The 24,600-nt window shown below is 61.9% G+C and carries 17 protein-coding genes; 12 read left to right on the top strand and 5 right to left on the bottom strand.

From position 1 onward, the window contains the following. The first annotated feature begins 42 nt into the window (after positions 1–42). The 3 genes from ACFPN2_RS13430 to ACFPN2_RS13440 all read left to right on the top strand — a co-directional run bounded on the left by ACFPN2_RS13430 (position 43) and on the right by ACFPN2_RS13440 (position 1,854). The gene (locus tag ACFPN2_RS13430) at positions 43–552 is read left to right on the top strand and encodes a L,D-transpeptidase family protein (RefSeq protein ID WP_380597291.1); all 510 of its coding nucleotides are present in this window, start codon (positions 43–45) and stop codon (positions 550–552) included. Between the two features lie 383 nt (positions 553–935). Then, entirely contained in the window at positions 936–1,310 is a 375-nt protein-coding gene (locus tag ACFPN2_RS13435; protein WP_380597293.1) for a YfeK family protein, read from the top strand. A 7-nt stretch (positions 1,311–1,317) separates the two neighbouring features. After that, positions 1,318–1,854: an NUDIX domain-containing protein gene (locus tag ACFPN2_RS13440; RefSeq protein ID WP_380597295.1), complete on the top strand. Its 537-nt coding sequence runs from the start codon at positions 1,318–1,320 to the stop codon at positions 1,852–1,854. A 74-nt stretch (positions 1,855–1,928) separates the two neighbouring features. On the opposite strand, the gene ACFPN2_RS13445 is transcribed toward ACFPN2_RS13440, so the two are convergent. Continuing rightward, positions 1,929–2,606, bottom strand: a complete 678-nt coding sequence (locus ACFPN2_RS13445) for a glutathione S-transferase (protein WP_380597297.1) — start codon at positions 2,604–2,606, stop codon at positions 1,929–1,931. 248 nt (positions 2,607–2,854) lie between these two features. Here ACFPN2_RS13445 and ACFPN2_RS13450 point away from each other — a divergent pair, with 248 nt between their 5' ends. The 4 genes from ACFPN2_RS13450 (at position 2,855) to ACFPN2_RS13465 (ending at position 13,390) form a co-directional block, all read left to right on the top strand. Then, positions 2,855–4,075: an efflux RND transporter periplasmic adaptor subunit gene (locus ACFPN2_RS13450; protein WP_380597299.1), complete on the top strand. Its 1,221-nt coding sequence runs from the start codon at positions 2,855–2,857 to the stop codon at positions 4,073–4,075. A 93-nt stretch (positions 4,076–4,168) separates the two neighbouring features. Then, positions 4,169–7,351, top strand: coding sequence for an efflux RND transporter permease subunit (locus ACFPN2_RS13455; protein ID WP_380597300.1), 3,183 nt, complete (start codon positions 4,169–4,171; stop codon positions 7,349–7,351). Next, positions 7,344–8,789, top strand: coding sequence for an efflux transporter outer membrane subunit (locus tag ACFPN2_RS13460; protein WP_380597302.1), 1,446 nt, complete (start codon positions 7,344–7,346; stop codon positions 8,787–8,789). Before ACFPN2_RS13455 ends, ACFPN2_RS13460 begins: the two co-directional genes overlap by 8 nt. Before the next feature lie 215 nt (positions 8,790–9,004). Next, the gene (locus ACFPN2_RS13465) at positions 9,005–13,390 is read left to right on the top strand and encodes a DEAD/DEAH box helicase (protein ID WP_380597304.1); all 4,386 of its coding nucleotides are present in this window, start codon (positions 9,005–9,007) and stop codon (positions 13,388–13,390) included. Here ACFPN2_RS13465 and ACFPN2_RS13470 read toward each other — a convergent pair. Then, entirely contained in the window at positions 13,387–14,187 is an 801-nt protein-coding gene (locus tag ACFPN2_RS13470; protein WP_380597306.1) for a GIN domain-containing protein, read from the bottom strand. The two genes, ACFPN2_RS13465 and ACFPN2_RS13470, sit on opposite strands and share 4 nt — an antisense overlap. 331 nt (positions 14,188–14,518) lie before the next feature. Between ACFPN2_RS13470 and ACFPN2_RS13475 the strand changes: the two genes are divergently transcribed. From ACFPN2_RS13475 to ACFPN2_RS13485, 3 genes are all read left to right on the top strand, one after another. After that, entirely contained in the window at positions 14,519–15,766 is a 1,248-nt protein-coding gene (locus ACFPN2_RS13475) for a diguanylate cyclase (RefSeq protein WP_380597308.1), read from the top strand. A gap of 174 nt (positions 15,767–15,940) precedes the next feature. Beyond that, complete coding sequence (fbp, locus tag ACFPN2_RS13480; RefSeq protein ID WP_380597309.1) at positions 15,941–16,957, top strand: class 1 fructose-bisphosphatase; 1,017 nt, start codon at positions 15,941–15,943, stop codon at positions 16,955–16,957. A gap of 167 nt (positions 16,958–17,124) precedes the next feature. Beyond that, positions 17,125–18,972 carry a beta-ketoacyl-[acyl-carrier-protein] synthase family protein gene (locus tag ACFPN2_RS13485; RefSeq protein ID WP_380597311.1) on the top strand — a complete coding sequence of 616 codons (1,848 nt, stop codon included), beginning with the start codon at positions 17,125–17,127 and terminating at the stop codon, positions 18,970–18,972. A 79-nt stretch (positions 18,973–19,051) separates the two neighbouring features. Here ACFPN2_RS13485 and ACFPN2_RS13490 read toward each other — a convergent pair whose 3' ends face one another. Further along, the gene (locus ACFPN2_RS13490) at positions 19,052–19,429 is read right to left on the bottom strand and encodes a hypothetical protein (protein WP_380597313.1); all 378 of its coding nucleotides are present in this window, start codon (positions 19,427–19,429) and stop codon (positions 19,052–19,054) included. A 191-nt stretch (positions 19,430–19,620) separates the two neighbouring features. Between ACFPN2_RS13490 and ACFPN2_RS13495 the strand changes: the two genes are divergently transcribed. Further along, positions 19,621–20,835, top strand: a complete 1,215-nt coding sequence (locus tag ACFPN2_RS13495; RefSeq protein ID WP_380597315.1) for a GGDEF domain-containing protein — start codon at positions 19,621–19,623, stop codon at positions 20,833–20,835. Here ACFPN2_RS13495 and ACFPN2_RS13500 read toward each other — a convergent pair. Next, positions 20,832–21,974 (bottom strand): ATP-binding response regulator, encoded by a 1,143-nt coding sequence (locus tag ACFPN2_RS13500; protein WP_380597316.1) that lies wholly within the window; start codon positions 21,972–21,974, stop codon positions 20,832–20,834. The two genes, ACFPN2_RS13495 and ACFPN2_RS13500, sit on opposite strands and share 4 nt — an antisense overlap. 205 nt (positions 21,975–22,179) lie before the next feature. Then, a complete protein-coding gene (locus tag ACFPN2_RS13505; protein WP_380597318.1) occupies positions 22,180–23,061 on the bottom strand; it encodes a LysR family transcriptional regulator in 882 nt (293 codons plus the stop codon). 199 nt (positions 23,062–23,260) lie between these two features. On the opposite strand from ACFPN2_RS13505, the gene ACFPN2_RS13510 reads away from it, so the two are divergent. Further along, positions 23,261–24,394 carry a citrate/2-methylcitrate synthase gene (locus ACFPN2_RS13510; protein ID WP_380597320.1) on the top strand — a complete coding sequence of 378 codons (1,134 nt, stop codon included), beginning with the start codon at positions 23,261–23,263 and terminating at the stop codon, positions 24,392–24,394. Positions 24,395–24,600 lie beyond the last annotated feature (206 nt).

Consider the following 24,600-nt stretch of genomic DNA (forward strand, 5'->3'; position numbering starts at 1 on the left):
CAAGTAGAATACAGGCGCCACCGGCGACGCATGGATTACGTCATGGTTTCTCGAACCCGGCACGCAGTAGCTGGAGGACTCGTGCTTGCTGTCCTGCTTTGTACCAGCACCCACCTCGCAGCCGCCGAGAAGGCCGATCGCGTTGTCGTTAGAAAGGCGGAGTCGCGCCTTTATCTGGAACGTGACGGCAAAACGTTCGCTTCGTTCAAAGCCGCCTTCGGCGCCCGACCGAAAGGTCACAAGCAACAGGAAGGCGACGAACGAACGCCGGAAGGGCGCTACGTTCTCGATTCCAAAAATGCGAATAGCGCCTATTACAAGGCAATTCACATCTCTTATCCAAACTCACAAGACCTCGCGTCCGCCCAAGCTCGCCGCATCCCGCCCGGCGGACTCATCATGGTTCACGGACAAAAGAACGGCTTCGGCTGGCTCGCCCCGCTGGCCCAGCGATTCAACTGGACCGACGGATGCGTCGCTGTCAGCAATAAAGATATGGACGTCATCTGGCAGGCGGTCGACATCGGGACACCGATTGAGATCCTGCCGTAGCGAGGAAGTTGTGAACTACTCGCATCCTCCACTGCCACCGTCACCGAAGCTATCCCCGCCGGCCCATTGTGCGATGTCTCCGACGCTGGATGGACGATGGTCTTCTTGCTTTCGTTGCCTCGCTTCGCGCTCCTTCCGGCCTTGCTCGTACTGCGCATCCAGCTTGGCGATCTCCTCGCGGGAAAAGAGCAGGTCCGCAGGAAGATCGGCGTGGCAGGATTCACATTTGGGGACACGCCGGTTGAAGACGTGAAAGCCGCAAGCCGGGCAGCGATATTTCATTTTGGATCTGATCCCGTCAGGCACTCAGTATCGGAACGCGACTCCAGAATCTGTCGCCATATAGCACACGAATCCGGGAAGTTCAGAGAATCGCCCGACACATGAACAAAGTCATCGCAATCCTGGCTCTTGCAATGCCGCTGTCGGCGCTCCCGGCAGAACCGAATCCGGTCGCCAAGCAGGAGATCGAGCATCTCATTGCTCACCTCGGCTCATCTGGCTGCCAGTTCAATCGCAATGGCTCGTGGTACGACGCAGCTCGCGCCGTGAGCCATCTCGAGCGCAAGTACGAATACTTGCTCAAACGCGACCTCGCCCCAACTGCCGAAGCTTTCATCGAGCGCGCGGCGTCCGAAAGCAGTGCTAGCGGCAAACCCTATCTGGTGAAGTGCCCAGGTCAAATGGAAGTCCGCAGCGGGGACTGGTTCCGGTCCGCCCTCGCAACGTTCAGACAAGAATCCATCAAGCACCCCTGACTTCGATATGCGCGCCGCCATCCGAGCAGAGGTTTCATCCATTGAAGCGTTCGATGCAATCGAACGCGCGCATCGTGACGAGACATTGGCGTGGATTGATTCCGGTGCGGAGTTGTGTCGAACTCACAAGCCGGCGACGCCGCCCAAGCATCTGATCGCGTACTTTGTCCTGGTGGATCAGGACCATGTGCTGCTCGTGGATCATAAGAATGCGCAACTATGGTTGCCCACCGGTGGGCACGTCGAGCCGGGCGAGCATCCGCGCGCGACGGTAGTCCGTGAGTTGGCGGAAGAATTGGGGCTCGAGCTCAGCAAAATTCCCGAAGCGCCATTGATGCTGACTGTTTCGCAGACCGTGGGCATCACGGCGGGGCATACCGACGTATCGCTCTGGTACGTCCTAAACGGAGACCGCCGCGTTCCCCTCAAATTCGATACCGAGGAGTTTTACTCGGTGCGGTGGTTTCATTTCGATGAGGCGCCAGTGTCCCGCAGCGACCCTCATTTGTCGCGGTTTTTGAGAAAGCTGATCTTGGCCAGGTGACAGCAGTGTGGGGTATGGGTCTATGGGTTTCTTGAAGCGGGCCATGGCGGTCCGCAAGAAAAGGTGACGCGGATTTACTCCTTCGGCCCGAAGTCATACCGGCCGCCGCGCTCCAGGGCCCTGCGATACGCCGGCCGGGAGTGAATCTTCTGTAGAAAGGCATGGAGCCGAGGGCGGCTCTGGTCCAGGCCGGCGCGCAGGGCGGCGGCTTCCAGAGGGAAGCTGAGTTGGATATCGGCGGCGGTGAATTCATTACCGACGAACCATTCGCTACGAGACAGCTCACCCTCCAGATAATCCAGATGCAGCTGTAACTGAGGTGTAATAAACGTCTGCTTCACCTGCCGCGCGATGCCTCGGGCGATGGGGCGGATGAAGAAAGGCACCGGGCCGCTCTCGATGCGATCGAAGACTAACTTTAGTAATAGCGGCGGCATGGCCGAGCCTTCGGCGTAGTGCATCCAGTACCGGTAACGCAATCGCTCCTCGGAGCCCGCCGGCGGTGCCAATTTTCCGGCGCCGTAGCGTTCGACCAGGTATTCCAGAATCAGTCCAGACTCGGCAATCGTGCGCCCGTCGTCGGTAATCACGGGGGATTTGCCCAACGGATGCACCTTCTTCAGCTCCGGCGGCGCCAGCATGGTGCGTGCATCCCGCTGATAACGCTGGATCTCATAAGGAACGCCCAACTCTTCCAATAACCACAGCACGCGTTGCGAGCGCGAGTTGTTCAGGTGATGCACCACAATCATTCGGCGTTACTCCATTACCTGTCACGTTATTGCCGCTGTGCCGTCATTGTCGCAATTTCCCAGCCACTGGATGCACCTACGGCATATCGAAATAACCGATCGAGTTCATCGTGATTCCTGATCCGACTTCATCAATGTCGTGCGCTCAACCCGATTTCTCCTCTTGCGTCCGGTGCCTAAAGTTGCGCCCCAGTCAGGCAGTGCCACTGCCATGCGGATTTGTCTTGAAGGTTTAGAGGGAGTTTCGAATGAACAATGCAACTCGTGACAGCCAGCCCGCCGGTCGTTTTGTGACCGTTGTGTTGCCAGCACTCGCCGCCGCCGTGCTGACACTGCTGCTGCAGGGCTGCTCTAGCGAAGCGCAGACGCAAGCCGCTGCGCCGCTACCGCAGGTGTCCGTCGCCGCCGCGCTCGAGCGTGACGTGCAGGAGTGGGATGAATTCACCGGCCGCCTCGAAGCGGTGGAGTCGGTGGAGATCCGCCCGCGCGTGACGGGATATATCGAAAGCGTGAACTTCACTGAAGGCAGCATCGTGAAGAAAGGCGATCTGCTGTTTGTGATCGACCCGCGCCCGTATCGCGCCGATCTGTCGAAGGCGGAAGCCGAGCTCGCTCGCGCCATCGCCCGCGCTGAATTGAGCAATACCGACGTGGAGCGCAGCGAGAAGCTGCTCGGTGTGAAGGCGGTCTCTCGTGAAGAGTACGACCAGCGCCTGAACGCGCAGCGCGAATCGCAGGCCAACGTCGAAGCGGCCCGCGCCGCCGTGACCGCCGCGAAGTTGAATCTCGAATTCACTCGCGTCACCGCACCGATCAGCGGTCGCGTCAGTCGTGCGGTCGTCACTTCGGGCAACCTGGTGACGGGCGGCTCGACCCAGGCGACGCTGCTGACCACGGTGGTCTCGATCGATCCGATCTACGTGACCTTCGAAGGCGACGAGCAGGTGTATCTGAAGTACACCGAGCTGGCGCGTCGGGGCGATCGTCCGAGCTCGCGCGATGCCGCCAACCCGGTGTTGATGGCGCTGGCGAACGAGCAGGGCTTTCCGCACAAGGGTGCAATGACGTTCGTTGATAACCAAGTCGATCCGCGCACCGGCACGATCCGCGCCCGCGCTTCGTTCGATAACAAGGACGGCTATCTCACGCCGGGCTTGTTTGCTCGAGTGAAGTTGCTGGGTCACGCCTCGCGCAAGTTGGTGCTGGTCGACGATCGCGCCATCGGCACCGATCAGAGCCAGAAGTTCGTTTACGTGCTCGATGCCGACAACAAAGTCGCCTATCGCACCGTGAAGGTCGGCCGGCTCACCGATGGCCTGCGCATCGTGGAAGACGGTCTGCAGCCCGGCGAGAACGTGATCGTCAACGGCCTGCAGCGTGTGCATCCGGGCGTGGTCGTCGCTCCTGAAAAGGTCGCGATGGACGCACGACTGAACGACAGCGCGATGCTCGCCTCCACCAAGCCTTAAGAAATAGTCGATTTCTTGCCTGACCTGTTTGGCCGCGGCCTCAAGCCGCGGCCGTAGGGGACGCTTTCGCCCCCGTTTTGTGGGGAGTTATATATGAAGTTCGCTCGCTTCTTTATCGATAGACCGATCTTTGCCGCGGTCGTCTCAATCATCATCTTCCTGGTCGGTGCCATTGCCATGTGGCAGCTGCCGATCAGCCAGTATCCGGAAGTCGTGCCGCCGACCGTAGTGGTCAACGCATCGTATCCGGGCGCCAATCCCAAAGTGATCGCGGAGACGGTGGCCGCGCCGTTGGAACAGGAAATCAATGGTGTCGAGAACATGCTCTACATGTCCTCGCAGGCCATGAGCGACGGTCAGATGACACTGACTGTCACGTTCCGTCTCGGCACCAACATCGACACAGCGCAGGTGCAGGTTCAGAACCGCGTCGCGCAGGCGTTGCCGCGGTTGCCTGAAGACGTGCGACGGGTCGGTGTCACGACGCTGAAGGCCTCGCCCGACCTGTTGATGGTCGTGCACCTCACGTCGCCCGATGGCCGTTACGACACGGTCTATCTGCGCAACTACGCGACGCTGCAGATTCGTGACGTGCTGGCGCGCTTGCCCGGCATGGGCGACGTGCGCTTGTTCGGCTCGGGTGATTACTCGATGCGCGTGTGGCTCGATCCGGAGCGCATCGCAAGCCGTGGCTTGACCGCGGGCGATGTCGTCAACGCGATTCGTGAGCAGAACGTGCAGGTGGCCGCGGGCGTCATCGGTGCCGATCCGGCGCCCGCGAATGTCGACTATCAGTTGAACGTCACCACGTCGGGACGCTTGATCACCGAAGAACAGTTCGGCGACATCATCGTCAAGACGCTGCCCGACGGCTCCGTCACAACGCTTAAAGACGTCGCACGCATCGAGCTGGGCGCGGGTCAGTACTCGCTGCGCAGCTTGCTGAACAACAACGCGGCGGTCGCGATTCCGGTGTCGCAGGCTCCGGGCGCCAATGCGCTCGAGCTGTCCGACGCCGTGCGCTCGACCATGAAGGAGCTGGCCAAGAACTTCCCCGAAGGCGTCAGCTACGAAATCGTCTACGACCCGACGGTGTTCGTGCGTGACTCCATCACGGCCGTGATCCATACCTTGCTGGAAGCGCTGGCGCTGGTCGTGATCGTCGTCATCGTGTTCTTGCAGACCTGGCGCGCGTCGGTGATTCCGCTGCTGGCCGTGCCCGTCTCCATCATCGGCACCTTCGCGCTGATGCTGGCGTTCGGCTTCTCCATCAATGCGCTGTCGCTGTTCGGCCTGGTGCTGGCCATCGGTATCGTGGTCGACGACGCGATCGTCGTGGTCGAGAACGTCGAAAGAAACATCGAGGCCGGACTGTCGCCGCTGGAGGCGACTTACAAGGCGATGGACGAGGTCAGCGGTCCCATCATCGCGATCGCCCTGGTGCTGGTCGCGGTGTTCGTGCCGATCGCGTTCATCACCGGTCTCACCGGCGAGTTCTACAAGCAGTTCGCCCTGACCATCGCCATCTCGACGGTGATCTCCGCGATCAACTCGCTGACCTTGAGCCCGGCACTGGCCTCGCTGCTGCTGAAGCCGCACGGTGCGAAGCCGGACGCGCTCACTCGCGGTATGGATAAGGTGTTCGGCCGCTTCTTCCGCGCGTTCAACAACTTCTTCCATCGCTCCGGTGACAAGTATGTCGGCGGCGTGCGTGGCGTGCTCCGTCACAAGAGCATGACGATGGGTGTGTTCGCGCTGCTGCTGGTGGCGACCTGGAGCTTGTTCCAGGCGACGCCGAAGGGCTTCATTCCGGTGCAGGACAAGCAGTACCTGATCACGCTGATTCAGTTGCCGAACGCCGCTTCGTTGAATCGCACCGATGACATCGTCCGTCAGGTGGGCGCGATCGGTAAGAAGATCCCGGGCGTGCGCGATGCCGTGCAGTTCCCGGGATTGTCGGTCGCCGGTTTCACCAACAGCCCGAACTCGGCCATCGTGTTCTTCGGCCTGGAGGACTTCGACAAACGTAAATCTAAGGAGCTGTCCGGCTTCGCGATTGCCCAACAGTTGAATGTCGCGTTGAGCTCGATCAAAGAAGCGCAGATCGTGACGTTCCCGCCGCCGCCGGTGAATGGCCTCGGCACGCTGGGTGGCTTCAAGCTGCAGCTCGAAGATCGCGCCGACCTGGGCTACGACGAGTTGTACAAGGCGACGCAGGCGGTGATGGCCAAAGCGCGTCAGGCGCCTGAGCTCACCGGTGTGTTCTCGAACTACGAAGTGAACGTGCCGCAGATCCTCGCCGACGTGAATCGCATCAAGGCGAAGGAGCATGGCGTGCCGCTGAACAACGTGTTCGAAACGCTGCAGGTGTATCTCGCGTCTCAGTACGTGAATGACTTCAACCGCTTCGGCCGCACCTACAAAGTGATCGCGCAAGCGGACTACGACTACCGCGCGAAGGCGGAAGACATTCTGCGATTGAAGACTCGCAATGAAGCGGGCGAGATGGTGCCGCTGGGCTCGGTCGTGCAGGTGTCGCAGACCTACGGTCCGGATCGCGTGTTCCGTTACAACGGTTATCTGACTGCCGACATCAACGGCGGCCCGGCGCCCGGCTATTCGACCGGCCAGGCCAAGGCCGTGATGGAGCGCATCCTCGAAGAGAATCTGCCGAACGGCGTGAAGTATGAGTGGACCGATCTCACCTATCAGGAAATCCTGGTCGGCAACAGCTCGGTGTTCGTGTTCCCGCTGTGCGTGCTGCTGGTCGTGCTGGTGCTCGCCGCGCTGTATGAGAGCTGGACCTTGCCGCTGGCCATCGTGGCGATTGTGCCGATGGCGCTGCTGTCCGCGATCTTCGGTGTGTGGATCACCGGCGGCGACAACAACATCTTCACGCAGATCGCGTTGTTCGTGCTGGTGGGTCTGGCGAGTAAGAACGCGATTCTGATCGTCGAGTTCGCCAAGGACCGCGAGAAGGCCGGCGTCGATCCGTACAACGCTGCGTTGGAAGCGGCCCGTCTGCGACTGCGGCCCATCCTGATGACTTCGATCGCCTTCATCATGGGTGTGGTGCCGCTGGTGCTCGCGTCGGGTGCCGGTGCGGAGATGCGTCACGCCATCGGTATCGCCGTGTTCTCCGGCATGCTCGGTGTGACTTTCTTCGGACTGTTCCTGACTCCCGTGTTCTACGTCCTGCTGCGCGCGGCCGTCGTCAATAAGTTCCGCTCGCGTAACAAATCAGAGGCCATCGAAGGAGCGGCCCATCATGCGTAACCTGAAACAAGTGACGTTGAGTCTGAGCAAGAAGTTGTCCGTCCTCGCGGTGAGCGCCGTGCTCGCCGCGTGCGCGGTCGGCCCGAACTACCATCAGCCCGAGACGAAGTCGCCCGATCAGTTCGTGAGCACCGATCCGGCGCAGTTCGCGACCGCTGACGTGGAGGGCGATTTCTGGAAGGCCTTCAACGATGAGCAGCTGAACTCGCTGATCGAAGAAGCGCTGACCGCGAACCACGACATTCGCATCGCGACCGCTCGACTTCGCGAGGCTCGTGCCATCCGAGGTGAGTCACGGCTGGACTTCGCCCCGACGGTGACCGCTTCGGGCGGTAAGACCGAATCGCGAGGCAGTGTGCGTCAAGCCGCCGGCTTTGCACGTGATGTCGATTACTACGATGCGGGCTTCGATGCGTTCTGGGAACTCGACTTCTTCGGTCGCGTCCGTCGCAATGTCGAGGCGAACTCGGCGCTGGTGCAGGCGGCTGAAGCGGGCGTGTACAACACTCAGGTGAGCATCACGGCTGAAGTGGCACGTAACTACTTTGAATTGCGTGGCTCACAGCAGCGGCTCGAAGTGGCTCAGCGCAACGCCGAGAATCAGCGTGAGACATTGCGAATCACGACCGCTCGACTCGATGCGGGTCGTGGCACGCAGCTCGACACGTCACGAGCACAGGCCCAGTTGTCCGCGACGCTCGCAACGATTCCGGATTTCGAATCCGCGATCACTAGCAGCATCCTGCGATTGGGTGTGCTGACCGGCAAGTCGCCCGAAGCGCTGATTCCGCAGCTCTCGAGCGTGCAGAAGCTGCCCACGCTGCCGACCACTCAAAACATCGGCACGCCGGAACTGCTGCTGCGTCGTCGTCCTGACATCAAGGTTGCCGAGCGCCAGCTCGCATCGGCGACGGCGCAGATCGGCGTCGCCGTCGGTGACTTGTTCCCGCGCATCTCATTCGTGGGACGCTGGGGCTTCGATGCTATCGACAGCGGCGACCTCGGCAAGGCCAGCGCTGAGAGCTACGCATTCGGCCCGAGCATCCAGTGGGCGGCGTTCGACCTCGGTCGCGTTCGTCAGCAGATCAAACAGCGCGAAGCTGCGACTGATCGTGCACTCGCCGTGTACGAGCAGACAGTGCTGCAAGCGTTGGAGGAGACCGACGCGAGCATGACTGCTTACGTGAAGGCCAAGGTGAAACAAGCTCACCTGCAAGACAGCACCACCGCTTCGCTCGAAGCCGTGACGCTGGCTCGCGCTCGCTACGAAAGCGGCGTCGCCGACTTCCTCACCGTCCTCGATGCCGAACGCAGCGCGCTGACGGCGGAAGATCAGTTGGCGTTGAGTGAGACGCAGACAGCGACGGCGCTGCTCGCGACGTACAAGGCGTTGGGTGGTGGCTTCCGGCCGTTGGATGCTCAGGCGTCGCTCAGATAATGCACGTCATCGTGAGGTTGTAAGATCCGCTCCGCCTCTACGGCGGAGCACGGATCGAGCCACTCATGAACGAGCCAGCCTTGCCATCACGGGCACCTGACCCGAAACAAGACGCCAACTGGCAGGGATCGGGCGCAGGATGCCGCAATCCCCCAGCCCGCTCTTGAACTGGCGTCATCGCTCTCAACGTCTGGGGTATGCTCGGCGCTGCCCCCATGAGTCACACCCCATATTTCCACCCGGCGGTCGACGCCTGGTTCAACAGTCGCTTTTCTGCGCCCACGCCCGCGCAAGCGGACGCGTGGCCGGCGATTCAGTCAGGAAAACATGTACTGATCGCGGCTCCCACCGGTTCAGGTAAGACGCTGGCGGCATTTCTGGCGGCCATCGATGAACTGATTCGGGAAGGCGAGCAGTTCGGGCTGCCGGATGAGACGCGTATCGTCTATGTCTCACCGTTGAAGGCGCTGTCCAACGACATCAATCGCAATCTCGAGGCGCCGCTCGCGGGTATTCGCGACAAGTTGCTCGAGTTGGGCATGCGCGATGTCGACCTCCGCACCTGGGTTCGCACGGGCGACACGCCCCAGTACGAGCGCACTCAGGCGCGACGCAAGCCGCCGCACATTGTTGTAACGACGCCGGAGTCGCTCTACATCCTGCTCGGCTCCGAGTCGGGTCGTGAGATGTTGAGCACGACGCGCACCGTCATCGTCGACGAAATCCACGCGGTCGCGGGCAGCAAGCGCGGCTCGCATTTGTCATTGTCGCTGGAACGTTTGGAAGCGCTGGTCGGCCGCCGACTGACGCGCGTCGGCTTGTCTGCGACTCAGCAACCTATCGAAGAAGTCGCACGCTTTCTGGTGGGCGGTCGTTATCTGCTGCCGAATGGCGAGGCCGATTGCGCCATCGTCGACAGCGGGCACATTCGCAAACGCGACCTGGCCATCGAGCTGCCGGACGAACCGCTGGGCGCGGTGATGTCGAACGAAACGTGGGGTCAGGTTTACGACCGCCTCGCGCAGCTCATCAACGAACATCGCACGACGCTGATCTTCGTGAACACGCGGCGTGCGGCGGAGCGGATCTGCCGTCAGCTCACCGAGCGCCTGGACAAGGACAAGCCCAAAGACGCGCCGCCTTCGGTCACCGCGCATCACGGCAGCCTGGCGAAAGAGCTGCGTTTCGATGCCGAGCAGCGATTGAAATTTGGCCAGCTCAAAGCACTGGTCGCCACCGCCTCTCTGGAATTGGGCATCGACATTGGCGATGTCGACCTGGTGTGTCAGATCGCTTCGCCGCGCACGATCAACGCGTTTCTGCAGCGGGTCGGCCGCTCCGGTCACGCGGTCGGCGCGACTCCGAAGGGACGTTTGTTTCCTCAGTCGCGCGACGATCTTCTGGAATGCACGGCGCTGCTCGACAGCGTGCGTCGAGGCGAGCTGGATCGACTGAAGATTCCCGTCGCACCGATCGACGTGCTGTCTCAACAAATCGTCGCCGAAGCCGCCGCCCGTGAGTGCACGGAGCAAGAGCTGTTCGATCTGATTCGCGCCGCGTATCCGTTCAGAACCGTGACGCGCGAATCGTTCGACGAAATCGTCCACATGCTGGCCGAAGGGTTCACGACCCGCCGCGGCCGGCACGGCGCGTTGCTGTATCACGATGCCGTCAATCACATCATCAAAGGTCGCAAAGGCGCCCGCCTGACCGCGATTACCTCGGGCGGTGCGATCCCGGACACGGCCGACTACCAAGTAATGCTCGAGCCCGAAGGCGTCCTGGTCGGCACGCTCAACGAAGACTTCGCGGTCGAGAGCATGGCGGGAGACGTGTTCCAGCTCGGCAATTCGTCGTATCGAATCCTGCGCGTCGAGCGCAACACAGTGCGAGTGCAGGACGCGAAGGGCGAGGCCCCGAGCATTCCCTTCTGGCTCGGCGAAGCGCCGGGACGGACGGACGAGCTGTCTGCGGCAGTCTCGCGCTTGCGTGAAGAGATCGAGAGCCGCTTCGATGACCACTCTTTCAACGGCGACACCGCCCGATCGGAAGCCTTCAAGTGGCTGACCGAAGACGTGGGCATTGGCGAAGTCGCCGCCGGCCAGATCGTTTCTTATCTGGCGGCAGCGCAAGCCGCCCTGGGCTCGCTGCCGACCCAGAAGAACGTGATCTTCGAACGTTTCTTCGATGAGTCCGGCGGCATGCAGCTGGTGATTCACTCGCCGTTCGGCAGTCGAATCAATCGCGCGTGGGGCCTGGCGCTTCGCAAGCGCTTCTGCCGCACATTCAACTTCGAGCTGCAGGCTGCAGCCACGGAAGACACCATCATTCTGTCGCTGACCGGCTCGCATAGTTTCGAGCTGCTGGAGGTCGCGAAGTATCTACATCCGAACACCGCGCGCGACATTTTGATTCAAGCCATGCTCGACGCGCCGATGTTCAACACGCGTTGGCGTTGGGGTGCATCGATTGCCTTGGCGCTGCCGCGATTCCGCGGTGGCAAGAAGATCCCGCCACAGATTGCGCGCATGAACGCGGAAGATCTGCTCGCGTCCGTGTTTCCGGATCAAGTGGCGTGCGGCGAGAACATCGTCGGTGACATCGTGGTGCCCGATCATCCCTTGGTTCGCCAGACCGTACGCGACTGTCTGGAAGAAGCCATGGACATCGAAGGCTTCGAGCGACTGCTGCGCGCCCTTACCGGCCAGCAAGTCAAAGTGGACGCGCGCGATCTCACCGAGCCGTCGCCCCTCGCGTTGGAAGTGTTGAATGCGCGGCCTTACGCGTATCTCGACGACGCGCCGCTCGAGGAGCGACGCACGCAGGCGGTGATGAGCCGTCGTTGGATGGATCCGCAGTCCGCTTCCGATATCGGCAAACTCGATCCTGCGGCGATCGCTCGTGTTCGCGAAGAAGCCTGGCCCGACGCTGGCAACGCCGATCAACTGCACGATGCATTGCTGTGGCTGACCTTCATGACCACGGAGGAAATCGAGAGTCAGCCAGCGTGGCCGGCGCTGTGTCACGACCTCATCACCCAGAAGCGGCTGACGAAGCTCGACACGGGCAGCGCCCATATTTTCGTCGCGACGGAGCGCGTGCCTTACTTCGAGGCACTGTTCCCGAATGTTTCCATGAATCCGCCCATCGTCGTGCCGGCCATCTATGCGGCCAAGCGAGATCGGGACGAGGCGACACGCGAAATCGTCCGGGGCAGATTGGGAGGGCTCGGCCCGACGACAGCCGCGCAACTCGCCACATCATTCGGTGGAAACATCGAAGATGTCGATAGCGCGTTGCTGGCGCTCGAAGCAGAGGGCACCGCCATGCGCGGCACCTTCGAGTCAGAGAACACCGCTGGCATTCAATGGTGCGATCGTCGCCTGCTGGCCCGCATTCATCGATACACGGTAAAGCGGCTGCGTGCCGAGATCGAACCGGTACAGGCGCGTGACTTCCTGCGCTTCCTGTTCGACTGGCAGCGCGTGACGCCGAACCATCGCATGCAGGGACCGGACTCGGTGCCTGCCGTCCTTTCGCAATTGGAAGGCTTCGATGCGCCCGCCGGCGCCTGGGAAACAGAAATATTGCCGGCGCGCATCGCCGAGTACGAGCCCGCGTGGCTGGATGAGCAATGTCTCGCCGGCCGCATCATCTGGACTCGTCTCGCCACTCGCAACGGCGACTCAGAGCGAGGTGCCGCGCCAGTGCGCTCGACGCCGATCGCGCTGCTGCCTCGACGCAATGTGAAGCAGTGGTCGCAGTTCTCCACCAGTATCGAACGCTCGCAACTCACCGACAAAGCGCGGCGCGTTGCCGAGTACATCGAGGAGAACGGCGCATCGTTCTACGATGAGATCGTCGATCACGTCGGCCTGCTGCCGGTGCAAGTGGAAGAAGCGCTGGGCGAACTGGTTGCGCTCGGCCTGGTGAACTCCGACAGCTTCGGCGGTCTGCGTGCTTTGTTGATGCCGGCGGATCGACGCCGCAACAGCGCACGCGATCGACGCCGACAACGTCGCATCGCCATCTTCGGCATGCAGGATGCCGGCCGGTGGGCGCTGGTTCGAAGAAAAGAAACAAAGCTCGACGACGCGAAGCCCGTGCCTCCGCGCAATGACGAAGCCATCGAGCACATCTGCCACACGCTGCTGAGACGCTGGGGCGTCGTGTTCTGGAAATTGCTGGAGCGCGAAGCCGACTGGCTGCCGCCCTGGCGCGATCTGCTGATGTGTTTCCGTCGCTTGGAAGCGCGCGGTGAGATTCGTGGCGGACGGTTCGTGGCGGGATTCTCTGGCGAACAGTTCGCGTTGCCGGAAGCGATCGGTCAGCTGCGCGAGGTGCGTCGACGCGACAACGATCTGCAGCTCGTGTCGTTATCTGCCGCCGATCCGCTGAATCTGGTCGGCATCCTCACACCGGGTGGGCGACTGCCGGCGCTGACGGGCAATCGTGTGCTGTATCGAGATGGCGTGCCGGTGGCGCTCTATGTCGGCAGCGAAGTGAAGTTTATCGAGCAGCTCGAAGCGGCCGAGCAATGGCAGGTTCGGGGCGCGCTGCTGAGACGACAGGTGCCGGCGCCGCTCGCCGATCTTGCTTAGATGACGATAACCCGGCCACCCTTGTTATCCACCTTTTCCTGCTTCGGATCTTCACGTTCCAGCGGTTGTGAGTCCGGGTCGGCGGGCTGCGCTTCCGGTTCCGGCTTGGGCTCGTCGCTCGACGCTTCGCTCGCGTCCTGACGGGAGATCGTGCCCAATCCATTCATGCGCGTGTTCACCTTGCGCGGTGAGCCGGTGTAGAAGATCGCGCCGACACCATTCATGGTCGCATCGAGCGATTCCTGCGGGTTCACGATCACGCTGCCCACGCCGTCGACAGTGACTTTGGCGTCCGCCACCGTGAGCTTGCTCAGATCGGCGTGACCCGCGCCGGCCAATCGCACCGTGAGCTCATCCAACTGACCGTTCGCGATGATGTTAGCCGCGCCGGCCGCTTTGATCTTGGTATCCCCGCCGTGCAGGCCGACCACGCTCACGTCGTTACCGCCTTCCAGCTCCAGGGAATCGAGCTTCGGCACCGTGATCTGGATGGTGAGGCGGGAGTTGTTCCGGATCACCCAGTCACGCGCCTTGTTCTTGATGTGGAGGGTGCCGCCGCTGACGTTGGTCTCGGTGCGGCCCACCGAGGTCTCGTTACCGCTGACCAGCACCGAGACCGGCTCGCCCACCTTGATCTCCAGCTTGGCCGCCCCTTGCAGGCTGATCGAGTCGAAGGACTGGACCTCGCGACGCTCGCTCACCACCGGGCCCCCATCGCCGCCGTCATGACCGCCGTCACCGCAGCCGCCCAGCAGCGCCAGTGCGACGAGCCCGCCCAGCACGGGAAGTTTGTTCATGACGCGACCTCGTGGGATTTTACATAGCCCCTGGAGGGTCATGATGGGCCGGCCCGCCGGTCCAGCGAAAGGTCATGCCGGCGAATCGCGGCCCGGCACCGGTAAGACCCAAAGAAAGACTCGATTGCTTCCACGCGGCCGTCACATGGGTGTGAGAAGGTGTCCGCCTCGCCCGCCGGCCGCCTTCCCAGCCCCGGCCAAGTGTGACCCAGGTCACAACTTTCTAACTCCGACCCACTTCTACGACGATTTGCCACGCATGCTGTGAGGGTAATGCGATTTTCGTCCGTGCGCTTAGGGTGCGTACAGGGTTAACCTACTTTCCGTGCAGATGAAGCCTCCGTCCCCCACCAAGCACCGCAACTTTCTACGCGAGCGCTTCGCGAAGCTGTTGCCGCCACTTTCCTTTGCCGAGCCGCTCGAGAGTCAGTATCGCAACTGGCACACGGAGCATGTGCGCGAGCGGGTGAAGTACACGATGCTGCCCGCGATGGGGCTGCTGTTGATCGTGTCGCTGGCGGGCGGCCCGTTCCGCGCGCTGCGCGAATCGTTGTTCGCCGCGGACCAGATGATCATCGTCGACGTGCTCCGGTTCGGCGTGCTGTTGCCGACCTGCACGGCGATGCTGCTGGTGACGTACACCAAGCTCTATGCCCGTTGGATGACGTTTGCCGCGCCCGCCGTGGCGCTCTTGCAGAGTCTGTGCATCGTCGCTTGTGACTTGCTCATGCATCGCCAGGGCTATTCGCTGAGCTCGGTGCTGCCCATGCTGGTGCTGTCGGCCTACATGCTGTTCGGCATGATGCAGGCTCAGGCGACCATCACCGCAACCGCCATCGTCGTTGCTTACGGCCTGACTGGCTGGGTCGCGGGCTTGAACTCCGGCCAACGATTGTTCGATCTGGCCATGACCTCGTTCGCGCTGGTGCTGGGATTTTTCTTCTATTACAGCTTCTCGCGCACGCAACGGCTGAACTGGTTCCGAAACATGATGCTGACCGACTCGGTGCATCGTGACGCGCTCACCAACATCGGCAACCGTCGCATGTTCGACGCGCATATCGAGCGCTTGTGGAATCAGGCGATCCGCACGCGGGCGCCGATCGCGCTGTTGCTGGTCGACCTCGATCATTTCAAAGCATTCAACGATCACGCCGGTCACCAGGCGGGCGATCATTGCCTGGCGCGCGTCGCCAATGCCATCGCGCAGTCGGCGCGACGTCCGTTGGACATCGCGGCTCGTTACGGCGGCGAGGAGTTCGTCGTGCTGTTGTTCGATGTGAAGCGCGATCGCGTCGAAGAGCTGTGCCGCGAGATGCACAACAATCTGGCAGCGTTGCAGCTGCCGCATCCGGCGTCGTCGGTCGGTCCGCATGTGACTGTGAGTATCGGCGCCGCGTGCGTCGAGCCGACGACCGGCCGCAATCACGACGGCTTGATCCAGCTCGCCGACGAAGCGCTGTACGCGGCGAAAGAAGGCGGTCGCAATCGGACCGTCGTGATGGATCGCGAATACGCGACGCTCAAGACCGGTGCGTTCCGCGTGCCTCGGAAACGCGCTCGAAACGAAGCCGCCTGACTCTGTATTGCGACGCTGGCCGGTTCGACGACTATTTATTTGTCATGGCCAGCGTTATCAAGTGACGCGGTCCCGCGGCGCGTGGATTTCTGATGATACATTTCGACTGAAGGCCACGGATCTATCGGGTCCGCCGGTGCATTACATCGAACTTCAATCAGAGCCCCACGCCGCATGTCCGCCATGATCGATACGCCCGCCGACGCGCCCGCCCGCTCCAACGAGATCGTCACGCTGCAAGCTCATATCCTGCAGCAGCAGAGCCGGTATCCGGAGGCGAGCGGTCAGTTCTCCTGGATTCTGTCGGCGCTGGCGATCTCGGCGAAGATGATTGCCTCGCATGTCCGCCGCGCGCGTCTTGACGACGTGCTGGGCACGGTAGGCAATCAAAACGTCCAGGGCGAGCAGCAGCAGAAGCTGGACGTCATCGCCAACGACATCCTGTTACGCACGCTCGGCGGCCGTGAAGGCGTGGCCATCGTCGCCTCGGAAGAGAACGAGGAGCCGGTGATTCTGCGCACCGACGATGCCGACGAGCGCAAGTACTGCGTGCTGTTCGATCCGCTCGATGGCTCGTCGAATCTCGATGTCTGCGGCGCCGTCGGCACCATCTTCTCCATCCTGCGCAAGGATCGTCGCTCGCCGGCGGCGCAGGCCTCGCTGCTGCAGCCAGGCGTCGAGCAGGTCGCGGCGGGTTATGTTCTATACGGATCGTCGACCGTGTTCGTGCTGACCATCGGCCTCGGCGTGGATATGTTCGTGCTCGATCCGGCGTATGGCGCTTTCATTCGTGTCGCGCAGGGCCTGCGGATACCGAAGGCCAACAAGTGCTACTCGGTCAACGAAGGCAATCGGCTCAGCTTCCCGGAGGGCTACCAGAAGTATCTGTCGTGGGCGCAGGAGCGCGGTTATTCCAGCCGCTATGCCGGCGCGATGGTCGCCGACGTGCATCGCATTCTGTTGCAGGGCGGCGTGTTCATGTATCCGCCGACCCGCAAGGCGCCCAAGGGCAAGCTGCGGCTGATGTACGAAGCCAATCCCATGGCCATGATCGTGGAACAGGCCGGCGGCAAGGCGCTGAGCGCGCCGGGCGAGCGCATTCTCGAGGTGCGGCCCACCGATATTCACCAGCGCGTGCCGGTCATCATCGGCAGCAGCGAAGAAGTGGACCACGTCGCCTCGCATTTGTGAGACTTCGCGGGGCCGCGGCTGCGGCCCCGCCGGTCCAGACTCAGTTCGACCAGGCTGGGGTATCCGCAGACCCCAGTAATTCATTGTGGATGTCCGCGCGTTGCAGCAACCTGTGACGCCGGAGTGTATTCTTCTATCCTGGTGGTTTGGGTCTTTCGGGAAGCTAAGTGCTCACGGCCGATAAAGTTCTCGTCACGGTAGGAACGCCCTGCTCGATTTCGGCAGTAGGCAGCACGGAGACCTATCGTGCGCGCGTCTCCAACGCGCCCGAATTCATCGCCCTGGCGGCGTTCGATGCCGGCCTCGTCGACATCGATCCGCAAGCGGATGGCTCGCTGAAATTGCGCTGGGTCAATGGCGAGAGCACCACTGTCGCCGAAATCGAGCGTCTGCATGGCAAGCAGCTGCGCGCGTCGCTCGGCATCCGTTATATCGACGAGCTCACCGCGCTCGGCAACTCGGTCGTCACCGACGTGGCCGCGTGCTTGCCCCATGACTTCGATCGCGGCGGCTTGCGCAAACTGGCCGGCCTCACCTATCGCGATGTCCGCGATTCGGCGCTCAAGGATATGTATGGCTTGTTCGACGACGATCCGCGGCTGGGTCCGTCGTTGCAGGCGCAGTTATTTGCCTACAGCGGCCTGGGCGCCCTGGCCGCCCTGCCGGTGTCGCTGTCCGAGCTGATCCCGAATCCGTATGAATTTCGCGTCGCCGGCGCGACCGCCTTCCCCGGCCTGGACTCGCACGGTCAGTTGCGACCGGCCGGCACAGTCACGCCGGAGAACGACAAGCTGCGCGACAAGTTCGCCATGCGCCTGGCGAACTCATTGTCGTCGCACGGCCCGGCGCTGCTGTCGACGATGCTTGCGCCGTCGTACTCGATCAGCAAGGCGTTGAAGCATCCTGAACTGCTCGACTCGTTGCGCTCGGCCAGCGGCTACATGCGCGTGCCGCAGACTCCGCTGAACGCCGTCGGCGCCTGCGCGTCCAGCTCCATCGTGTTCTCCGAGTTCGCGCCACAGATGGTGCTCGACTATCCGGGCTATCAGCGACCGCAACTGGTGTTGTGGACCGCGGCCGACGCGGCGACTCGGCCGAACTGGCAGATTCTCGACGCATTCGGCCCGGGTGCATTGATGACCCGAGGCAAGCCGGAAGCCATCAACGCCGGCCGCAGCCCGGCTGAACAGCGCTCGATCGCGGACAGCCTCGCGCCGTTCGACATCGACGCCAATGGCACGGTGGTGGGCGAGGGCGGCTCGGGCCTGGTGATCACGACGCTCGACTTCGCGCTGCGTAACTTCCTCGATATCACTTCCATCATCGTCGGCTGGGGTCAGAGCGGCGAGGCGGGCGGCAAAGCGCACTTCGCCGGGGTCGGCTTCGGTGGCGAGAACGCGCTGATTCACGCGCTGGAGCTTGCTTATCGCGGCCACGGTTACGGCGTGTCCGACTTCCAATATCTGGTCGCGCACGCCACCGGCACGCGCACGAATTCGAAAACCGACCTCACCACCGCTGCGAACGCGCGAAACGCGGCCGCAGAAAGACAAGGCATCAAAGGCGCATTGCCGACGATGGCCGTGGGGACGCCGAAGGCGGTGGGCGACGGTCACACCATGGGCGAGACCGGTTTGAAAGCAGTCTCGCAGGCACTGCAGTTCCTGCTCGGCAAGCCCACGGTGGGCGTGCCCACGCTGCGGCATCTCGATCCGGATCTCGGCGCGGTCGCTGAATCGTTCAAGCTGCAATCGGCGCCGGTGATGGGCAATGCCGATGGTGGCGCGCTGTGCGCGACTCAAGGGTTCGGCGGTTACAACGGCGCCATGGCCCTGCGCGCGGCGCATGCCGAAGCGTTCGCTCGATACTCGCCGGATCGCAATGTGCTCGCGGCGTATCTCGAGCGCTGGCCCGAGCTACGCCGTGAACGTGAACAGCGCGAGCGTTCCGCACGCTTGCGCCGTCGTAGCGCCATCGACCTGGCGCAATTGCATTGCTGGAAGGGACTGGATTAGCCAGCCCCTGCCAGCCCGGAAAAAGTCGCGCCTTTTTCCGGGCGTGTCAAAAGGGCCTCGGCCGCTTTTGACAAGAAAATCAGCCGGCTTTCTTGCCCGTGAACGTGCCTTCGCCCAGCTCGCCGAGCTTGACGGTGCCCTTCATGGTCGCGCCGTCCACCGTGCCGGTGTAGCTCACCGCCAGATCCGTGCCCTGCGCGTTCACTTGAAAGCTGATCGAGATGTCGTTGCCTTTCACCGTGCCGGTCACCGGCGACTCGCCCAGCATGCCCTTGTAGGTGCCGGTGAGCTTGCTGCCGTCCTGCTTCAGGCTGAAATGCGGATTCCCGGTGCCGGCCTGAGTCTCCACCGTCATGTCCCACTCGCCGGCCACATTGGCGTCGGCGGCGAAAGCGGCGGTGCTGAGGAGCATGGCGGCGGCGGAGGCGGCCAGGAGCATTCTGCGCAGGCTGTTCATGACGATTCCCTGAAGGTAGTTATTGAGGTCCGTGTGAATTGTCGATGCTCGCCGTGAACACCGGCAACCTCGTTGACGTTTCATGACGTGACGCGTTTTGCCCTGCGGTCCCGCTGTGTATGCAACAATGGCCCCGGGATGAACAAAGGGACGAAGGACGTCCGCGGTGACCGTGTTTAAATAATGAGCTGATGTTCCGCGACTTCCGAAAAATCTCACCACGCATTTTCTGGCTGGTCACGCTCGCGGCGCTGGCCGTGCTCATGACCGTCGTGGCGGTCCCGCAATGGCTGTCCAAGCAGGCCCGGCTGGAAGTCCTGCGCTCGCACGTCGCTGAAATCGCACAGATCGCGGCCAGCGTCGTCGACGGCGATCTGCACCGGCAACTGCTCGATCCCGCAAATTACACGCCCGAGCTGTACGAGCGCGTGGTCGCGCCGCTGGTGCGGTTCCATTCCGCGGATCCCTCGATTTTCTACGTCTACACGATGATGGAACGGGGCGGTAAGAGCTACTTCATCGTCGACACCGCCGCCTCGAACAAGCTGAAGACCGAGCGCAAGCTGCGACCGTCGGCATACATGGAGCCGTTCGAGAGCATCGACGTCGAGCCGGATCCGGACTATCTGCAACGGATCGCGGCCGGCGAGACCTACGTTTATCCGAAGTTTCAGCGCGACGTTTACGGCACGTTCCTGTCCGGTCACACGCCCATTTACGACAGCCAGGGCCGTTACAGCGGTTTCGTCGGCGTCGACTTCGATATCAAGTATTACCTGGCGCTCGAATCGAGCTTTCGCGCGATCTTCTACGGCTCGATCGCCGGCGCGGTGTTGATCGCGCTACTGATCGGATACATCGTGGCGCGTTATCACTATCACGTGCAGGACCGGCTGGACGAGCAATATCGCATCTCGATCCGCGACGAGCTGACCCAGCTGCTGAACCGTCGTGGCGCACTCAGATTCTCACGCGAAGCGCTGGCGACGCGGGCCTCCAGTTACGCGGTGATCCTGGTCGATATCGACGATCTGAAAGGCATCAACGATCTGTACGGTCATGCGTCCGGCGACGAGTTCATCATGAAGGTCGCGGACACCATTCGTAACAGCGTGCGCGAAAAAGATATCTGTGCGCGCATGGGCGGCGATGAGTTCCTGATCTTCGCCACCGGCTGCGATCTGGACGCGGCCACGGAAATCGCGCGTCGCATTCTGGGCAAGGTGTATGCGCACGACGAGAATTCGAGTCGCTCGCACTTTGGCGTGTCGATCGGCATTTGTGTGGCGCCCGGCGCCGATACGACCTTCGAATTGTTATATCGCCAGGCGGACGAAGCGCTGTACAAGGCCAAGCAGGCCGGCCGGAATCGTTTCGTTATTTTCGATCCGGTGGTCGCGGCCTAGGAAGCCCGGCTCTGTAGCATCAGGCGATGCAAGACATCGCCCAGCTCTTCCACCGTATTCGGCTTCAGCAACAGATCCCGCACACCGGTCTTCATGACCGACTCGCGGTCCTTGGGGCGCACGTAACCCGAGGTCATCACGACCGGCACTTCGGGCCGTAACTGCAGTACGTGAGTGGCGAACTCGATGCCCGACATGCTCGGCATCGACAGATCGGTGACCACCGCCTCATACGCCGTCGGGTTCGAACGAAACGCCGCGAGTGCTTCGTTCGCGTCGGTGAAGCCTGCCACACGGTAGCCCAATCGTTGCAGCACTCTGCTTATGAGATATACAAGCGATTCCTCGTCGTCGACGTAGAGAACGCTCTGGCCTTCGCCACGCGGCACTTGCGGGGCGCGCGTCGGATGCTTGGCCGCCGCGTCGTGGAATAACACAACGTCTTTCGAGGTTTCTTCTTCATTGCCGCTGAACGCCAGAATTTGATTGATGATGCCGGCCGCGCGGGCGCTGGCCCGCTGCACCTCGGCGAGCGACAGCTGCGCCGGGTGATCGATCGGTAGATCTTCGGAGGCGAGGCGAGCATTGCCACCGATCGCCAGCAGGATGTTGTTGAAGTCATGCGCGATGCCGCCGGCCATGGCCGAGAGCGCGCGGCTCTTCTCGAGCAGCTCGCGATCCCGTTCCGCCTGCAGGCGGGCCGTGACATCGCTGGCGAAGGCGATCACGCCTTCATCGGCAGTACCGCGATCGACCAGCGCGAGATGCCAGTGACAGTGCATCTGACTGCCGTCCTTGCGCCGGGTCTCGAGCGTCACACCGTCAGGATATTCGACACCCGCCAGCAACCGGGGGCAGACCTCATCGATGATGGGCATGCTGGTCGGCGTGGCAACCAGCTCATGAATGTGACGACCGATGGCTTCGGCTTCGCTGTATCCAAACGTCGCGGCCGCGGCGGGATTCCAGGCGCGCACGACATGCTGGGTGTCCCAGACAATACAAGCGAGCGGCGCGCGATCGAGATACAGCTGCAATCGCTTGTTGATTGCCTGCAGCTGACGCACGCCGCCGTCCGCGTCGAAATTGTTACGACTCGCAGGCCGGCGTCGCCGCCACCACTGCGTGAACCCGAACATAACGCCCCGCTGAAGTAGGTTACTTATCGCGTCTGCGCTGGACGCGGCTCTGTTCTTCTTCCCCGCTGGAAACGTATCACAGCGGATACGTCGGGCGCGTTGAGCAACTCTACCGGCTATTGCTTAGGCGAATGGAGTAAGCACCCCGGGCCAAGTTACAGTGAGTTATCAGCCTGCGATTGCAAATATTCCAGTAAATGCAGGTTCAGATATTCCAGCGCTCGCGGCACAGCGCAAGGAATCTGGCTCCGGCTTGCGACAATGGCTGATGACGAAGGTGATAGACACCCACCTGTCGCTCGATACTGGAGAACGGCAGCCCTTCGATGAGCTCGAGCTCGGGCGGCAGCTCAGTCACCAGGTTGGAGACATAAGTCACAGCCTTGCCTTCGGCCACCAGCGCCAGCCGCAACTCCATATGACTGACTTCCCAGACCGACGCGAACGCATTGCGCAGCCGATCGCCGCTGGGACGACGGGCCGCTTCGTCGAGATAAGAAGTCACTAGAGGCAATGTCCGCAATGTGGCTTGTGGATCGCGCTTGAGCGCGTCGCGGCTGGGATGATCGCGGGCAATCATCAAACGTCGTGTCTCGGCAAAGCAGGAGTAGACCGTGAAGTAATCGGGCATCGTGTGCTGGAGCGGCCCGAAACCCACTTCCCAACGACCGTCGGACACGCCGTGCACGATCTCGCGACTGGGCGCGACTGTGACTTTGAAACGGGTCAGCGGATTGCGCTCCGAGAACTCACGCAACAGCGCGATTCCGAAACGAGCATTGGTGGCGGGGGACAATGCGAGCGACAACGTGCTCAACGCACCGGTCTTGATCTGCGCAATGTCCGCTAATGTCTCGCGCTCTTCGTTCAGCACCGTTTCCGCGTAACGCAGCAGCCGGATGCCGGCTTCAGTCAGTTGCGGCGGATTGCCTCGACGTAACAACACCGCGCCGAGCCGATGCTCGAGATTGGCGATGGCCTGACTCACCGCCGACTGCGATAAGTTCAATCGTTCAGCGGCGCGACTGAAGCCACCGGCCTCCACCACGGCATGAAAACAACGGACTTCGTTACGCTCGATCTGCATGTGGTCAATTTTCGCGCAGCAGTTATGGATACTGCAAATCAGTCGTCAAAAGCGCTGAGTTTTCAGCGCGGGCGATAAGGGTATCGGATGCATCGATGCGATCACAGCCGCTGATAAACGCATCGTTGCCGGGGCGTCGTGCAGGCGTGCCGCCAGGCGTAGCTTGAGCAGTCATCGGGCCGGATGGGAGAGCTGTGTCATGAGCGAGTCTTTGCAACCCATTCACAAAGGTTTGGAAGGTGTGCTCGTGGACACCACGTCGGTTTCGCTGGTCGATGGCGGAGCCGGGCGACTCTATTATCGCGGCTACGCGGTCGAAGAGCTGGCGCGCAAACGCTTTGCCGAAGTCATGCACCTGATCGTGTTCGGCACGCTGCCGGACGCCGATCGCCTTCAAGAAGTCGAAGACTATCTATGGGTCGCGGGCCGTTTGCCGCCAGATCTCTCCGCCTCGCTGAGACAGCTCGCACGGCATGGCGAGCATCCCATGGCGACATTGCAGTCGATCGCGCCGCTGCTTGCCTTGGACCCGCCCACAGTCAGCTTGGGTCGCTCACAGCAGGAAGAAGAGGCGCTTGTTGTCGCTGCCCGCATTCCCGCAGCGATCGCCACCATTCATGCGGCGCTTCAGGATCATCCCGAGCATCCGTATCCAGCATCGCGTCGTTACGGCGAGCGTTACCTGCAACTGTTGCATGGCCGTCAGCCGTCGCCGATCGAAGTGTCGGTGTTTGAAAGTGCGCAGATCTTGCAACTGGATCATGGCTTCAACGCCAGCACATTCACGGCGCGCGTAGTGACTTCGACACTGGCCCCGGCGACTTCAGCTCTCGCGGCCGCCATGGGCGCGCTATATGGACCGTTGCATGGGGCCGCCGATCAGCAGGCACTCGAAATGGCGCTCGAAGTCGGCGAGCCTGAACGTGCGCGCGAATTCGTGGCGCAATGCCTTGCAACCGGCCGCAAGGTGATGGGCATGGGGCATCGCGAGTATCGCGTGGTCGATCCCCGCTCACGCATGATCCGGGCCCTGGCTCAACAGGTCGCGCATCGGCCCGAGCATGTGAAGCTGCTGGATGTGTTGAGCGCCGTCGATGAAGCCTTCATCGAACAAACCCGTGAGAAACGACGCACGCTGCGCGCCAACCTGGAGTTCTACAAAGGTGTCGTTTATCTGGCGCTGGGCATTCCCAAGGAGTTTTTCACCGCGAGCTTCGCCGCCTCGCGCGTGTTCGGCTGGATCGCACATGTGATCGAGCAGCGACAGGACAACCGCATCATTCGACCCGCCGCGCATTATGTTGGGCCTCCCCCACGTGCGATGACGCAATAAATGACCTTCTGCACGTCGGCGCACTTGTTGGTTACGCGCCGGGTGGCTATAGTGGTGTCACGTGACTTAAGTGACTAACCCGCACGTGTCCCATACTTCCTCCCCCATCGCCGTGATCGCTAACCTGATCAACGTCGTAGTACCGGTCGTAGCCATCAGTTACGCGCCGTAGGGGAACTATTAAATTACGAATCAACGACCCCCGT

This window comes from Steroidobacter flavus (genome assembly GCF_042651805.1).
In the GTDB taxonomy this organism is placed as follows: Bacteria; Pseudomonadota; Gammaproteobacteria; order Steroidobacterales; family Steroidobacteraceae; genus Steroidobacter; species Steroidobacter flavus.